Origin of the sequence: Arthrobacter globiformis, from assembly GCF_003261175.1 — a bacterium.
GTDB lineage: Bacteria > Actinomycetota > Actinomycetes > Actinomycetales > Micrococcaceae > Arthrobacter > Arthrobacter globiformis_A.
Genome location: NZ_QLNP01000069.1, coordinates 1 through 15,642 on the forward strand (window position 1 = coordinate 1; position 15,642 = coordinate 15,642).

The 15,642-nt window shown below is 66.6% G+C and carries 11 protein-coding genes and 1 tRNA gene; 5 read left to right on the plus strand and 7 right to left on the minus strand.

All coding sequences use genetic code 11. The annotated features are described in order from the left end of the window. Together manD and DBZ45_RS09645 are read left to right on the plus strand one after the other, a co-directional pair. On the plus strand, positions 1 to 1,137 hold a 1,137-nt coding region (manD, locus tag DBZ45_RS09640), incomplete at its 5' end, for a D-mannonate dehydratase ManD (RefSeq protein WP_111903699.1). Then, the gene (locus DBZ45_RS09645; RefSeq protein ID WP_111903700.1) at positions 1,127 to 3,412 is read left to right on the plus strand and encodes a gluconokinase, GntK/IdnK-type; all 2,286 of its coding nucleotides are present in this window, start codon (positions 1,127 to 1,129) and stop codon (positions 3,410 to 3,412) included. The genes manD and DBZ45_RS09645, both read left to right, overlap by 11 nt. A gap of 102 nt (positions 3,413 to 3,514) precedes the next feature. Here DBZ45_RS09645 and arfB read toward each other — a convergent pair whose 3' ends face one another. The 4 genes from arfB to DBZ45_RS09665 form a co-directional block, all read right to left on the minus strand. Next, positions 3,515 to 3,937, minus strand: coding sequence for an alternative ribosome rescue aminoacyl-tRNA hydrolase ArfB (gene arfB / locus DBZ45_RS09650; protein WP_111903701.1), 423 nt, complete (start codon positions 3,935 to 3,937; stop codon positions 3,515 to 3,517). A gap of 51 nt (positions 3,938 to 3,988) precedes the next feature. Further along, positions 3,989 to 5,782 carry a selenocysteine-specific translation elongation factor gene (gene selB / locus DBZ45_RS09655; protein ID WP_111903702.1) on the minus strand — a complete coding sequence of 598 codons (1,794 nt, stop codon included), beginning with the start codon at positions 5,780 to 5,782 and terminating at the stop codon, positions 3,989 to 3,991. Between the two features lie 3 nt (positions 5,783 to 5,785). After that, positions 5,786 to 7,117, minus strand: coding sequence for an L-seryl-tRNA(Sec) selenium transferase (gene selA, locus DBZ45_RS09660; protein ID WP_111903703.1), 1,332 nt, complete (start codon positions 7,115 to 7,117; stop codon positions 5,786 to 5,788). A 36-nt stretch (positions 7,118 to 7,153) separates the two neighbouring features. Further along, positions 7,154 to 7,248: transfer RNA gene (locus DBZ45_RS09665), tRNA-Sec, on the minus strand. A gap of 42 nt (positions 7,249 to 7,290) precedes the next feature. Here DBZ45_RS09665 and selD point away from each other — a divergent pair. Continuing rightward, positions 7,291 to 8,304: a selenide, water dikinase SelD gene (gene selD, locus DBZ45_RS09670; RefSeq protein ID WP_111903704.1), complete on the plus strand. Its 1,014-nt coding sequence runs from the start codon at positions 7,291 to 7,293 to the stop codon at positions 8,302 to 8,304. Positions 8,305 to 8,338: 34 nt separating this feature from the next. On the opposite strand, the gene nrfD is transcribed toward selD, so the two are convergent. The 3 genes from nrfD to fdh form a co-directional block, all read right to left on the minus strand. After that, positions 8,339 to 9,427 carry an NrfD/PsrC family molybdoenzyme membrane anchor subunit gene (nrfD, locus tag DBZ45_RS09675; RefSeq protein ID WP_111903705.1) on the minus strand — a complete coding sequence of 363 codons (1,089 nt, stop codon included), beginning with the start codon at positions 9,425 to 9,427 and terminating at the stop codon, positions 8,339 to 8,341. Further along, complete coding sequence (locus DBZ45_RS09680; protein ID WP_111903706.1) at positions 9,424 to 10,434, minus strand: 4Fe-4S dicluster domain-containing protein; 1,011 nt, start codon at positions 10,432 to 10,434, stop codon at positions 9,424 to 9,426. The genes nrfD and DBZ45_RS09680 overlap by 4 nt, the downstream gene beginning before the upstream one ends. A 104-nt stretch (positions 10,435 to 10,538) precedes the next feature. After that, positions 10,539 to 13,874 (minus strand): formate dehydrogenase, encoded by a 3,336-nt coding sequence (fdh, locus tag DBZ45_RS09685; RefSeq protein ID WP_146617477.1) that lies wholly within the window; start codon positions 13,872 to 13,874, stop codon positions 10,539 to 10,541. Between the two features lie 116 nt (positions 13,875 to 13,990). On the opposite strand from fdh, the gene DBZ45_RS09695 reads away from it, so the two are divergent. After that, positions 13,991 to 14,311 carry a hypothetical protein gene (locus DBZ45_RS09695; protein ID WP_223257000.1) on the plus strand — a complete coding sequence of 107 codons (321 nt, stop codon included), beginning with the start codon at positions 13,991 to 13,993 and terminating at the stop codon, positions 14,309 to 14,311. A gap of 329 nt (positions 14,312 to 14,640) precedes the next feature. Then, positions 14,641 to 15,612 carry an NAD(P)/FAD-dependent oxidoreductase gene (locus DBZ45_RS09700; RefSeq protein ID WP_111903737.1) on the plus strand — a complete coding sequence of 324 codons (972 nt, stop codon included), beginning with the start codon at positions 14,641 to 14,643 and terminating at the stop codon, positions 15,610 to 15,612. Positions 15,613 to 15,642 lie beyond the last annotated feature (30 nt).

The window sequence follows — 15,642 nt, forward strand, 5'->3', positions numbered from 1 at the left end:
GGTGACGCCACCCTGAACGGGCGTGAGCTTGCCGTTGCTGCCTATTTGAAGGAGCACGTCGCGCAGCTGCTGATCGGGAAGGACCCGCACCGGATCGAGGACACCTGGCAGTTCCTGTACCGGTCCTCGTACTGGCGCCGGGGCCCGGTGACGATGGCCGCGATCGCCGCGGTGGACATGGCGTTGTGGGACATCAAGGGCAAGCTGGCCGGCATGCCGGTGTACCAGCTGCTCGGCGGGGCGTCCCGGAACGGGCTGCGGGCGTACGGGCACGCGTCCGGTTCGGACATCCCCTCGCTGTTTGACTCGGTCCGGGAGCACCTGGAGCTCGGGTACAAGTCGGTGCGGATCCAGACCGCGGTGCCCGGGATCAAGGCCGTGTACGGGGTGGCCGCGCAGGCCCAGGCGTCGGGGGAGCGGTACGACTACGAACCGGCCGGGCGCGGTGCGTTCCCGGTGGAGGAGGACTGGGACACCCGGGCCTACCTGCGCCACCTGCCGTCGGTGTTCGAGGCGGTCCGGAACGAGTTCGGACCGGAACTGCCTTTGCTGCATGACGGGCACCACCGGATGACGCCGATCCAGGCCGCGAAGCTGGGCAAGGCCCTGGAGCCGTATGACCTGTTCTGGCTGGAGGACTGCACCCCGGCGGAGAACCAGGAGGCGCTGCGCCTGGTCCGCCAGCACACCACCACCCCGCTGGCCATCGGTGAAATCTTCAACACCGTGTACGACTACCAGACCATCATCAAGGAACAGCTGATCGACTACGTCCGGGCAGCCTCCACGCACTTCGGCGGGATCAGCCCTTTGAAGAAGGTCATGGACTTCGCCGCGCAGTACCAGATCAAGTCCGGCTTCCACGGCCCCACGGATATTTCCCCGGTCGGGTTCGCCGCGCAGCTGCACGTGGGCCTGGCGATCCACAACTACGGCATCCAGGAATACATGCAGCACTCGGCCGCCACGAACGAGGTGTTCGAGCAGTCCATGACGTTCACCGACGGCTACCTGCACCCGGGCGACAAGCCGGGCATCGGCGTCGAATTCAACGAAGAAGCCGCAGCCGCCTACCCCTATCAGCAGGCCTACCTGCCCTACAACCGCCTCGTCGACGGAACCGTCCATGACTGGTGATTTGAAGCCCCCTGCTCCCGCCGGCCGCCACATTGTGGTGATGGGCGTGACCAGCTGCGGGAAGAGCACAGTGGGTGCGGCGATAGCGGGACGCATCGGAGCCGAGTTCGTCGACGGTGATTCGCTGCACCCGCAGTCCAATATCGACAAGATGGCCTCGGGTACTCCGTTGAACGACGGCGACCGGGCACCGTGGCTGGCTGAAATTGGCAGGCGGTTCGCGGCGTCGGACGCCGGACTGGTGATTGCGTGCAGCGCGCTCAAGCGCGCGTACCGTGACATCATCCGCAGCGGCGACCCGTCCGTGGTGTTCGTGCACCTGCACGGCACCCGGGAACTGCTCGCCAGCCGGATGGCTGCGCGGCCGGGGCACTTCATGCCCCTTTCGTTGCTGGATTCACAGCTGGAAACCCTCGAGGAACTGCAGGCCGATGAGGCCGGGGTAGTGGTGGACATTGCCACGCCCGTCGGCCAGATTGTCGATGAAGCGGTTGCTGCTGTTACAGCCGGTGCCCGAGGCACCGAACCACGCCTTTTCGACGTCGACCTTCAGGCGGCGCCGTTCAACCTCGACGACAACGCAGTGGCCTGGGTGGAGTCCACGATCGCCGAGATGAGCCTCGACGAGAAAATCGGGCAGCTGTTCATCAACCACAACAACGACTACTCCCAGGAGTATTTGGACGAGTTACTGGACAACTACAAGGTGGGTGGCGTGCGTTACCGGCCCGGCCCCTCGGCCGCAGTCCAGGAACACATCCGCTACGCGCAGTCGAAAACCAAGGTGCCGCTGCTGGTGGCCTCCAACCCCGAAATGGGCGGTTTCGGCAGCTGCGACGACGGAACTTTCGTATCCACACACCTGCAGGCCGGTTCGCATGCTGACAAGTCAATTGCCCGGCTCATGGGGCAGGTTGCCGGCGTGGAAACCGCGGCGCTCGGCTGCAACTGGGCCTTCGCCCCGATCGTGGACATCCACTACAACTGGCGGAACACGGTTGTATCCACCAGGGCCTTCGGCAACACGCCGGAGATCGTGGTGGAGCGGGCCAAAGAGTACTTCGACGGCATCAGCGAGTCACCCACCGTCTGCGCGATGAAGCACTTTCCCGGCGACGGCATGGACGAACGCGACCAGCATGTGGTCACCTCATACAACACCCTTGGCTACGAGGAGTGGAACAGGACGTACGGCCATGTATACCGGGAAATGATCGGGCACGGCGTGCAGTCCATCATGATCGGACACATCGGCGCCCCGGAACTTTCCAGGCACTTCCGCCCCGGGCTCGCGGACAAGGACATCCTGCCGGCGACCCTTGCCCCGGAGCTGCTCCAGGACCTGCTCCGCGGCGAGCTCGGCTTCAACGGGCTCATCCTCACAGACGCTTCGCAGATGATCGGGCTGACCCAGGCGATGCCGCGCAGGGACCTCGTGCCGGCCACTATCGCCGCAGGCTGCGACATGTTCTTGTTCTTCCGCAACCCCGCAGAGGACTTCCAGTACATGCTGGACGGCTACAAGTCCGGCGTCATCACCGAGCAGCGCCTTCAGGATGCCCTGCGCCGCATCCTTGGCCTGAAGGCCGCACTGGGCTTGCACAGGAAACCCGCTGCGAAGCTTGTCCCCCCGACGGAATCCCTCGGCGTCATCGGCAGCCCGGCCCACCGGGCCATCGCCGCCAAGATTGCAGACAAGACTGTCACGCTCGTCAAGGACACCGCCAACAACCTGCCCATCACCCCGCAGACGCACAAGCGCATTCGCCTGTACGGCATCTCCGGCGGCGCGGACTTCACCCGCACCGATCCGCTGGCTTACCTGGACACAGTAAAGGCCGAGCTGGAGAACGCCGGCTTCGACGTGCACGTTTTCAAGACGGCAGCCCAGCGCGAAGCGGAGGGAGAGGCCGGAGTGAACTTCATGTCGGTGATCTCCGAGGAAGCCGCAGGAGACTACGCGGAGAAGTATGACGCTGCGTTCGTGTTCGCGAACGTGAAGGGCTTTGCGCAGGAAGCCGCCATCCGGATCAAGTGGTCCTCACCGATGGCTGCGGAGATCCCGTGGTACGTCACCGAGGTTCCCACGGTATTCGTCTCACTCAACCAGCCCAACCACCTGATTGACGTGCCGATGGTGAAAACCGCCATCCACGCCCACGCCGGAACACCCGAGGCCATTCGGGCGACCATCGAGAAGGTCCAGGGCAAGTCGGAGTTCCACGGAACGTTCAATGAGAACGTCTTCTGTGGCTCGTTCGACACCCGACTCTAGGACCGGCGTTTGCCGATCCGTTTTCGTGTCCCCGGACCTTTTCGCAGCGGCTTTGGGCGCACGCCCTGGGCTCGAACGCCTCGCCCTGACCGCACGGTGCTGCTATTCCGCAGATGGTCGTTGTCGTTGCCGTTTCGTGGCCGCCCGTTGTTCCTTTGCGGCGAGGCGCCGACGGTTGGAGCCGCGGGTGGGTTTCGTTGGCCGGCGGCGGGCAGCTTCGGGAGCAAGACCCTCTGCCACGAGGTCAGCGAGCTTGGCGAGGGCGATCTCACGATTGCGTAGCTGCGAGCGCCGCTCTGAGGCGGTTACGGTGATCACTCCGGCGGTCATTCGTCCGCCGAGACGCGTTAGCAGCATCAGCCGTTGGCCCTCGGAGAGGGCCGCAGAGTCGCTGACGTTCCAGAACAGCTCGACCCGGCTGTCCGAGGTGTTGACGTGTTGACCGCCCGGCCCGGATGAACGCGAGAACCGCCAGCCGAGTTCCGACGTCGGAATCGTGAGCCCGGGCGACACTTCCAGATCCATGCAACCAGCTTTGCACAACAAAGGCGGGATCAAAGCCTCCAAACCCCGGGGTCAACGCACCACGGTGCGGTGACCGGCATCCAGGCGCCGGGTCCAGCCGCGTGCGTCGAGATATTCCAGCAGCGGAACCGCGACCCGTCGTGTTGTGCCGAGCACCTGGCGTGCCTGGCTCGTGGTGAAGGGCTGCTCCAAGCGGGCCAGCTCGCGCATGGCAAGGGCCGGCGCCGTCGGCAGTAGCACCACCCCGTCGCGCAACCGCAGCAAGCGCCCGGCGCGCTCGGCGGCAGCCAGCTCGCGCACGCCCAAGCCCAGCGTGCCCAACTCATCGGCTTCCGGGGCATGGAACGCGTCTGCGGCAAACCTGCGCTCCAACTCGGCGACAGCGGACCCGGCGGCGCCAAGGTTGGCATGGCTGCCGGGCAGCCGGACGTGGCCGCCTTCCTGTTCCAGACCTGCATCGCGCACGACGGGGGTAAGAAGCCACTCATCGGGCAGCTTGAGCAGATCCCGCGCCGCACCCTGCGAAAGTCCCGGTGCCAAGGGATCGCGCTCAAGCAGCACCTCGAGCGCCGTGCGCAGCCGGTGCTGCCATGCCTCGAAGAGGGGAGCATGCACCCACCAGTCGCCGAAAACAAAGACACCGGACGGCGCCTCCGCGTGGTGCGCAGGCAGCAGCCCGAGCCGACGCAGGTGTTGTTCCTGGACCGCCCCGCGGCCCGCCACTTCACCCAGCACGTCGCCGGTGGCGTCCAAACCTGCGAGCCGCTCCGCCCAGTGGACACCGTCGCCGCGCCGCCGCAAGGCCGGGGGATCGGCATCGAGGATCTGTGCGCCGCCCAGCACCGAGCGGCTCCCGGGGTCCCGCAGGATCAGACGGTCCCCGAGAACGAGCGGCAGGCGCCTGCCGAGGACCAGCCGGGCGTGGTCGGGACCAAAGGGACGCAACCGGGCTGGCACGGCCGCAGTGCCGGCATGCACCATGAGCTGCTCCGGCACATCCGTATAGGGCACACCGGTAGTGCGGTGGATGCCCACAACACCCGTGATGGGCCACGCCTCGGGGGTAAGCAGAGCGTCTCCGCGGCGGATGTCGGCGGCGGAGACGTCACGCAGGTTCAGCGCCACCCGGTTGACCGGTCCCAGCGAGGAGTATGACGTATCGCGGCTTTGAAGGCCACGGACCACCACTGGCCGCGAACCATTGTGGCCGAACAGCTGCAGCCGGTCACCCTGAACGAGCGTTCCGGCTGCCAGTGTTCCGGTCACCACCGTTCCGGAACCGGTGATGGTAAACGAGCGGTCCACCCACAATCGGAGCCGCCCTGAGATGGTGGGGGAAGGCACACCGGCCAGCACGCCGTCGAGCGTGGCACGCAATTCGGCCAGACCGGTACCCTCGGTCGCAGACACAGCAACTGCGGGCGCGTTCCGCAGACCTGTTCCGGCCAGCTCTCTGCGTGTCCGGGCGAGCACGTCACCAACCCGCCCCGGCGCCAGGTCCACCCGGCTGAGGACCACGACGCCGTACTCAATTCCCAGCGCAGCGATGGCGTCCCGGTGATCGCTTGACTGCGCCTGCCAGCCCTCATCGGCGGCGACGACGAAGCAGACGACGGGCGCCGGCCCGATTCCGGCCAGCATGTTGCCGAGGAAGCGTTCGTGGCCCGGTACGTCCACGAAGGCAACATCCTGCCCGGATGGCAAGATGGTCCAGGCATAACCCAAGTCGATGGTCAGGCCGCGCCGCCGCTCTTCCTCCCAACGGTCCGGCTCCATGCCGGTAAGCGCGCGCACCAGCGTGCTCTTACCGCAATCGACATGGCCGGCGGTGGCAACGACATGCACTGCTCAGCCCGCCCTGCCAGCATCCGCAGGCTCGAGGGTTGCCAGGGCGCGGCGTACCGCGTCGAGAATCCGGTCATCGTCCCCTTCGGGCACGCAGCGCAGATCCACCAGGCAGGAGCCGCCGTGGACGCGCGGGAGCACGGCCGGGTGGCCGGCACGCAAGGTGCCGGCGAGCTCTTCGGGGAGGCGGAGCGCCCATCCCGGCAGGGGAACACCGGGCGCTCCGCCGCCGCCGACCCGGCCATCGTGCGCCACGACCGGCACCCGCAGGGCCTCGGCGAGCCGGTCGGTACGATACCGCAGCTGTGCCAGGTCCGCGTGCAACGCCTGGACAACCGGCGGTGGTCCGCCCGCGAGCGTCGCCTCCAGCGCGGCGAGGGCAAGTTTGTCGGCACGGAGGGCACGGGCAAGCGGGTGGCGCGCCAACCGGGTGATGACATCCGCGCGACCGAGCAGCAAACCGGCCTGGGGGCCGCCCAGCAGTTTGTCACCGCTGGCGATGACGACGTCGGCCCCGCTCGCCAGCGCGGTGGCAGCATCCGGTTCTTCGGGCAGGTGCGGATCGGGTGCCAGCAGTCCACTGCCCAGGTCGGCCACGAGTGCAACCCCGTGTGCCGCGGTCAGCGAGCTTAATTCGCCCAGTGGAACGGCGCAGGTGAATCCGTCCACGCGGAAGTTGCTCGGGTGGACCTTGAGTACGCAGCCGGTGGACGGTCCGAGGGCGTTGGCGTAGTCCCGCAGGTGCGTCCGGTTGGTCGTGCCCACCTCGTGCAGGGCAGCGCCAGTCGATTCGATGAGGTCCGGCAACCGGAAACCGGCACCGATCTCAACCAGTTCCCCGCGGCTCACCACGACCTCCCGGCCGGCGGCGAGGGCTGTGGTGGCGAGCACCAGCGCGGCTGCCCCATTGTTGACCACCAGCGCGTCCTCCGCAGCGGGACACGCGGCGAGCAATGCAGCTCGGGCACCGGCACCGCGGCGGGAGCGGTTGCCGGTTGCAAGATCGAGTTCCACGTCCACGTAGCCGCTGGCTGCGACAAGTGCTTCAACCGCACCGGCGGAAAGCGGGGCGCGACCAAGGTTGGTATGGACTATGACGCCAGTTGCATTGAGCACCGGGCGCAGGGTTGTCGCGGTACGCGTAGCGACTGCTGCCAGCAGGGCCGGTTCCACCTGGGCGGGAGCGAGCTCACCGCGACGAGCCTGCTCCTGGGCTTCCTGGACGAGTTCGCGGATGACACGTCCACTCAGGCGCTTCCCGGCTCTGCGGACGGCCGGCAGGGCCAGCAGATCATCGGTGCGCGGAATCAGGCGGCGGGGATCGACCTGGTCCACAGTTCCTCCTCGTTCCGCCTCGTGCCCGTCGGTGGTTGGCGGAGGCGGACGGGAATCGAACCCGCCAGGCCGAGATACTCGGCCTCACCGGTTTTGAAGACCGGGGGGCCCACCAGGACCCGGACGCCACCGCGTTCAATTTAGCAGATTGCCCACGGGGGTACGCTAGGGACGTGAACGAGACCCAGACGTCTAATCCACAGCTTCAGGGCGCTGTCCGGCTCACCGGCTATGCCCACGGTGGCGGGTGCGCGTGCAAAATTCCGCCCGGCGAACTCGAAGAAGCGGTTCGCGGCCTTACCGGCCAACCCGGCGCGGACGTGCTGGTCGGTCTCGACAGCGGCGACGACGCGGCTGCCGTCCTGGTTCGTGATGATCTGGCGGTGCTCTCCACCGCCGACTTCTTCACCCCCGTCGTCGACGACGCCTTCGACTGGGGTCGGATCGCGGCCGCCAACGCGCTCTCGGACATTTACGCGATGGGCGGCCGCCCGATCATGGCGATCAACCTCGTCGGCTGGCCCCGCGGCGTGCTGCCACTGGAGTTGATGACTGAAGTCCTCCGCGGCGGTCTTAGCATCGCGTCCGAGGCGGCGTGCCCGATGATCGGCGGACACTCCATTGACGATCCGGAGCCGAAATACGGCATGGCCGTAACCGGCGTCGCCCACCCCGACCGCTTGCTGCGTAACGACGCCGCCGTGCCAGGGCTGCCCCTCACGCTGACCAAGCCGATCGGCGTGGGACTGCTCAATAACCGGCACAAGCAGACCGGTGAAGTGTTCGCCGAAGCGGTGGCGACAATGACGTGCCTCAATCGCGACGCGGCCGCGGATGCGGTGGCGGCCGGCGTGCGTGCGGCCACGGACGTGACGGGCTTCGGCCTGCTTGGGCACCTGTACAAGATGTGCCGCGCCTCCGGAGTGGGGGCAGTAATCGATCGGAAGGCCGTACCACTTGTCGACGGCGCTCGGCAGGCCCTGCGGGATGGCTTTGTTTCCGGTGGGACCCGTCGCAATCTTGATTGGGTTCGACCGCAGCTAAGGGTCGCTCCCGGCGTCACCGAAGACGACCTGCTCCTTCTTGCCGATGCGCAGACCTCGGGTGGCCTGCTCGTCGTCGGCGAGTTGCCCGGGCATCCCGTGATCGGGCATACGGTCGTGGGCCAGGGCATCGAGATCCGCTGAACCCGCTTAAACCCGCAGAACCAGGGCCGGCCGGTCACCCTGCAGTGGTGATCGAATCGCCGGCGATACCGGCCGCACGGCGGGCGGCGAGCCGGTTCTTCTGCGGTTCGATGGTGTAGCGCGGATCCCTGGCTGAGGAAAGGCCCGCCTCGAACACTCCGAACCGGGTCAGGGCGGAGGCCGCCAGCAGTGCCAACCCCGAAGCTGCGGCCACAGCCCGGTTACGTCCGCCGAGCAGTGTCCCCAGCCCGCCCGCGGCGGCCAACCGCTCGCTCCACTTGAGCATGGCGCCTGCTTTGCCTTGGTGCAGGGGCTCGGCTGCCACCGGGTCCATCCGGTGTTCCATGACTCGCATTGCAGCCACGTCACCTACCACGCCCAGCACGGCAAGGTTCCGGGCGGGACCCGCCTCGTGCACCGGAGTCGTGATCATGGCGAGCCCGGCAGAGGCGAGGGCCGCCGAACTAACGAAGACGAAGGGCAATTCCTCGTGCCCGGCGTTCCACGTCGGTGTGGCTGTATCGCCGAGCAGGACCGCCGTGTACGCCGCCAGCGGTCCGGCAAAAAAAGCGGCCCCAAAGCCGGCCGGCCCCTCGACCGTTTGCAACACCGTCCGCAACGGGCCCAGCGGCAACCGCGCCCCGCTCATCCGGTCGATTTCCGCTACGGCCGGGACGGCCGCGCCGACGCTGAACGCGCTCAGAATCCACGAGCCCACACTCATCGGCGAGGTCACCTTGATTGTCCGCAGCATATTCAGAAAGCGTTCCGGCCTGCCGAGGTCCTTCACCAGCGCAACAGCACCGAGGCTCACCGCTGTCAGGGCACTCAGCCGGGCATTCCGGCGCAGCGTCGGCCGTCGGGTCAGCTGCCCGCCGAGGCCAAGCAGTGCGGAGCCCGCTGCCAGGCCGCCAAGGAACAGGTAGGCGGCAACCTCGTCACCCCAGGGCGCCGGCTTGACCACCGGACGGCCGTAGTACGAGGTGAATTCCGGCTCCGGGACCATGGGCATTTCCCGGGAGCCATCGCCGGTGTCACGGCGGCCGGTGCCGCGCTTGCCGCCAGGCCGACGGCGGCGGGTCGGTTCGGGCGGCCGAAAGCTATCGAACTCGGAGTGGGTCACCTGCGCCCTCCCAGGAACGCCACTGCCGCTGCGGCGACCATGCCCGCTACGGCCATACCGGCCCGCCGGTACATCTGCGGCAGATCAGCGGTGGGCACCCTCGGGTCCGGTGGGAGTCCGTAAACCTCCGGTTCATCGAGCAGGAGGAAGACCGCTCCGGTTCCGCCGACGCCGTCGAGCTCGTTTGCACCATAAAGCCTCGCTTCGGTGAGTCCCTGCGCATGCAGGCCGGCGACCCGTTCCCGGGCCGTCTCCACCATGTCGTCGTGGTTGCCGAACTTGATGGACGTCGTCGGGCAGGCCTTAGCGCAGGCCGGCGTCTCGTCGGCGACCAAGCGGTCGTAGCACAGCGTGCACTTCTGGGCGACGCCGGCGTTGGGGACGGCGGGATGTTCGGCGTGCTGCCCGTCCCTCTTGCCGGCGACCTTGACCGTGCCGTCGCTGCGGCGCTCAATCACGCCGAACGGACACCCGGCCACGCAGGTTCCGCAGCCGTTGCAGACGTCGTCCTGTACGACGACGGTGCCGAACTCCGTGCGGAAGAGCGCCCCGGTCGGGCAGACATCCAGGCACCCGGCGTGCGTGCAGTGCTTGCAGACATCGGAGGACATCAGCCAACGGAAGTCGGCCGTGTCCGGGGGTGTCGTATCCACCTGCGCCAGGTCCTGTTCAGTACGCACTGCCGCGGCGGGAGGACCGATGCGCGGCATGCCAAGGTTGACGAGGGCGCGCCCGGACTCCCGCGCCTCAGTGATGCGTTCCTGGCCCTGTTCGATGAAGGCGACATGCCGCCAGGTGCTGGCGCCCAGCGCTCCGGTGTTGTCGTAGGAGGATCCGAGCAGTTCCAGGTTTCCGTCTTGCGGATTGTGGTTCCACTCCTTGCAGGCAACTTCACAGGCCTTGCAGCCGATGCAGATGGAGGTATCAGTGAAGAACCCCTTGCGCGGATGGCTGTGCTCCCAGTGGGCATCGGCCGTGGGGTCGGTCGGTCCGGACAGCTGGCCCATCTAGTCCTCCAACTCTGAGTCGGTACGGGGAACGGTAGCAGAATGACTCGGCGGCGCGGGCGGGCCATGGCGGGGTCCGGTGGGACCGGCAACGAAGATATTCATCATCGCGACCCGCCAGCGGCTCGGCCGTCCTCACCTGGGCCGGGTTCGATGCCTTCCGCCGTGGGATCGGTGACGGCGCGATTACCGGTCTCAAGGGTGACTCCGGCCCGCGCCTGATATTCAGCAACCAAGGCAAGCAGTTCCTCCCCCCGGGGCCGGCGGCCCGGACGGATGTCGCAGGAGGCCACCTTGGATTCCTGGATCTGGACGTTGGGATCCAGCGTCACGCCCAGCAGATCGTTGGCCGCGTCACCGCTGACGACGGCGTTACTGCCGGCGCCCCAGTGGTAGGGCAGTCCGATCTGATGCACCGTGTGGCCGCCAACGGCCAAGGGCGTCATCCGTTCGGTGACAAGCACCTTCGCCTCGATGGCGGAGCGGGCCGAAATAATCGTGGCCCACCCGTAGGGCTCAAGGCCGCGCTCAGCCGCCAGTTCGGGCGAAACCTCGCAGAACATCTCCGGTTGCAGTTCCGACAGGTACGGGAGCCAACGGCTCATCCCGCCGGCCGTATGGTGCTCGGTAAGCCGGTATGTGGTGAAGACATACGGATAGACGTCTGCGCCACTGGTACCGGCACTTGGCGCGCTGAGATTATCCGCACGGGGGAACACCAGCCGCGCGGGACTCTGCTGTTGCGGGTAAAGCGCGTTGGCCACCGGCGACTCCTGGGCCTCGTAGTGGGTGGGAAGGGGTCCGTCCATGAGGCCTTTCGGCGCGAACAACCAGCCCTTGCCGTCGGCCTGCATGATGAAGGGATCATCTCCGCCGAGGGCGGCAGCGCCACCGAGATCGGGGTCGGGTTGGCTGCCTGGTGCCCGGTCAACCGGGAAGTCGGGAACATCGTCGCCGACCCACCGCCCCTGCTCCTGGTCCCACCAGATGTATTTCTTCCGCTCGCTCCACGGTTTCCCGGCCGGGTCAGCCGACGCCCGGTTGTAGAGGATCCGGCGGTTGGCCGGCCATGCCCAGCCCCATTCGGAAGCCGCGGGTCCCTGCTCCTGGCCGGGCTTCCGGTTGGCGGCGTGGTTGATGCCGCCGGCATACACCCCGGTGTAGATCCAGCAGCCCGCTGACGTGGAACCGTCGGCACGGAGCTCTGTATATGCAGAAAGGGGTTTGCCCGCATCCGGGCCATTGAGGTGACGGCCGTTGATCTCGGCAAGCACCGCCTGGGCGTCCGGATCGCCGTGTTCGTCCGTGGGGTAGTCCCAGGTCAGGTCGAGCAACGGACGGTCGCGTTCGTCGTCGGAACCGGCCAGCTTCTCCCGGATCCGCTGGCCCAGCTTGAAGAAGAACTCCAACTCGCTTTGGCACTCCCCGGGCGGGGCGACCGCCTTGTGCCGCCATTGCAGCAGCCGCTGGGTCTGCGTGAACGAGCCGGCCTTCTCCACGTGGGTAGCTGCAGGTAGGAAGAACACTTCGGTCTCGATGTCCTCGGTGCGCAGTTCCCCGGATTCGATCTCCGGGCCGTCCTTCCACCAAGTGGCCGACTCGATGAGATTCAAGTCACGCACCACCAGCCACTTCAGATGCGACATGCCCAGGCGTTGCATCCGGCCGTTGGACGAGCCCACGGCAGGGTTTTGCCCGAGCAGGAAGTAGCCCTCCACCTTGTCCTCAAGCATGCCCATTACCGTCTCGTAGGTACCGTGCGCCCCGGTCAGCCTCGGAAGGTAGTCGTAGGCCCAGTCGTTCTCCGCCCTCGCGGCATCGCCCCACCAGGCCTTCAGCAGGCTGACGGTGTAGGAGTCCGCATCCGTCCAATAGCCCTTCTGCTTCTTGGACGCGATGGATTCCAGATATTCGGTGAGGGTGTCATGGCGGCCGGCACTGGGCATTGGCAGGTACCCGGGCAGCAGGTTGAACAGGGTCGGAATGTCGGTGGAGCCCTGGATGCTGGCATGGCCGCGCAGGGCCATGATTCCGCTGCCGGGGCGGCCTACGTTTCCGAGCAGAAGTTGCAGGATGGCGGCGGACCGGATGAACTGCGTTCCCAGCGAGTGCTGGGTCCAGCCGACGGCGTAGGCAAAGCAGGTTGTCCGTTCGCGCCCCGAGTTTTCCGTAATGGCGCGGGCCAGATACTCGAAGTCCGTGACGCCAATGCCGCACATGTCCTGGACCATCTCCGGAGTGTAGCGGGCGTAATGACGCTTCAGGATCTGGAAGACGGTCCGGGGGTCCTGCAGGGTATCGTCACGCTGCACCTGGGCGTGCTCCAGGGGCGGACCCCCGCTGCCAAACTGGTGGCCAGCGGCACGAGCCGAGGCATGGGCGCCGTGTTCCGAGTCACCCGCAGGCTCTTGGATGGTGCCGCCGCCCTGTTCCGCGTACGCCCATGACGCCGTGTCGTACGCTCCGGTCCCCGGATCGAAGCCGGAGAACAGCCCGCCGAGGTCTTCGGCGTCGCGGTAATCGGCGTGGACCAGCGTGGCCGCGTTGGTGTAGGCGCTCACGTACTCCTTAAACCACAGGTCGTGTGTGATGACGTAGTTAATCAGCGCGCCCAAAAGAACAACGTCGGAGCCGGCCCGGATCGGAATGTGCTTGTCAGCGACCGCGGAGGTGCGCGTGAACCGGGGATCGACGTGGATGACCTTCGCTCCGCGGGCCTTCGCCTCCGCGACCCACTGATATCCCACAGGATGGCATTCGGCCATGTTGGAACCCTGAATGATGATGCAGTCGGCGTTGGCCATGTCTTGCAGTGATTGGGTCGCACCACCGCGTCCAAACGAGGCTCCCAAACTGGGAACCGTGGCGGAGTGTCAAATGCGCGCTTGATTCTCGATCTGCACTGCCCCGGCAGCCGTGAAGAGTTTCTTGATCAGGTAGTTCTCTTCGTTGTCCAGGGTGGCCCCGCCCAACGAAGCTATGCCCATGGTGCGGCGCAGCAACCGTCCTTTTTCGTCTTCCTGCTGCCACGTCCTGCGGCGCGTATCGACGAACCGATCCGCCACCATCTCGATGGCTGTTGCGAGATCCAGATGCTGCCACTCAGTGGAGCGGGGCGCACGGTAGAGCACTCCGGTCTGCCGGCCCGGAGAGTTTACCAACTGCTCGCTGGCAGAGCCCTTGGGGCACAGCCGGCCGCGGGAAATGGGCGAATCAGGATCACCCTCGATCTGAACGACTTTCTCGTCCTTGACGTAGACCCGCTGTCCACAGCCCACGGCACAATAGGGGCACACACTCTGCACAACTCGGTCTGCGGTTGCCGTCCGCGGCGTGATAGCCCTCGTCTGCGGGGAGGTTACTGCCGGCCCGCGGCCCAGCAGATCGCCCGTACTCAGCTGCCGGACGACCGGCCATTGAAGAAAGCTGCGCCGTGCCATGGCAGGAGCATATCCCAACCAAGGCCGCAGTGGCAGGGACGCGATGAAACTCACCGCGGAGACAGCAATGGCGACCGTTGCCCGCACGTCGTGCTCGCCTGCAGGGAGCATTTCTTGTGGCCAATGGCCTGTGGCCGCTGGTTCATCTGCCCAGCTTCGAGGCTGTCTTTGGAGCGAAGACGGACAGGTGGCTGGTCCGGACTGTCGGTGGGCTCCTTCTCACCAACGGCGTGACACAGCTCCGGGCCGGCCGGAGTCCTGAAGCGGCGCACCACGCCAGGAGGCTCGGCATGGGAACGGCAGCAACGCTTGCTGCGGCCGACCTGGTCTATGTCGGAAACGGAACTCTCAGCAAAATGTACCTCCCGGACGCTTCGGCCCAGCTCTTGTGGATCACCGCCTGGTACCGCCATCAGCGGGCAGAGCGGGCCAAGTAGAAGACATCTTCCCTGCGGCCGGGCGGCGCTTCCGAGGCTTTCGCCGGCGCGTATACCGTGCAGGGGAGCCAGGCAGGGCGGACCTACGCCCCGCTTCAACTATTGCCGCGACCGTGGCAGGCGTCAGCCATTTGCCAGAGATAGTAAGTGTGCTTAGTATGTTGTCCCATTGGCGCGGTATGCAGATTCCGTTCCGTTCAGTCCTGCAAGGCGCTTTTCAACCCGCTGGTCCACCACTGGGGCTGGAGGCGAGGAGGGGGATGTCCCCGTGGGGGCGGCCCATTCGGCGGGCACAGGCACTGCGGGTAGCGAAATTGTTAGGGGATTGCATGACATCGCCAAAGATCTATGACGTCGTGGTGGTCGGAGGAGGAGCGGCGGGCCTCAGCGCAGCCGTAACTCTTTGCAGATCCCTGCGTTCAGTCCTGGTCATCGACGCCGGGCAACCAAGGAACGGCCGTTCTGCTGGTCTGCACGGATTCCTCTCGCATGAGGGTCTGCCGCCTGAGGAACTTCTCGCTGCCGGCCGCGCGGAAGTGCGGGCGCACGGGGGCCAGATTCTGCAAGGACGAGCCGTCTCGGCTCGCGGAGAAGGGGGCGTTTTCACCATTGAGCTGCAGGACCGGCAGAGTCTGCATTCGCGGCGGCTGCTTATCGCTTCCGGCTTTGAGGATGAACTGCCCGAGGTGCGCGGCCTCAGGGAGCGATGGGGCCGGGACGTGCTGCACTGCCCGTACTGCCACGGCTGGGAGATTCGCCACAGGGCCATAGGAATACTCGCGACAGAACCCGCCGCGGTACAGGAGGCCTTGCTCTTCCGGCAGTGGAGCGGGCACATCATTTTCTTTCAGCACCTTCTGGAGGACCTGGATCCGGGTGAACGTGAACAGCTCGAGGCCAGGAGTGTCCACGTCGTCCAAGGCCCCGTTGCGTCGCTGGAACTGGCAGGAGACGTCCTCACCGGAGTGCGCCTGGCGACGGGTCAGGTTGTCGCTTGTGAATATCTCGTCGTGAGCCCCAGGGCCAGGACGGAATCGTCACTGCTGCAGTCCCTCGGGCTGCAGCATACAGGCGAGGCCGGGCAAGGCCGCCCCGTGAACACAGACGGCGTGGGCCTGACGGCCATGCAAGGTGTGTGGGCCGCCGGCAACATCTGCGACCCGACGGCGCAGGTAATAACGGCAGCCTCGGCAGGGGTGAAGGCAGCGACGGCCATCAACGCCGATCTTGTCGAGGAGGACACCCGGCGGGCGGTAGAGGCCGCCAGGCGAACCGCCTTCCCCAAAACGGCGCTGACTTAGGTTGTGCCCAGTTCCGGGGCGGCCTGCGGA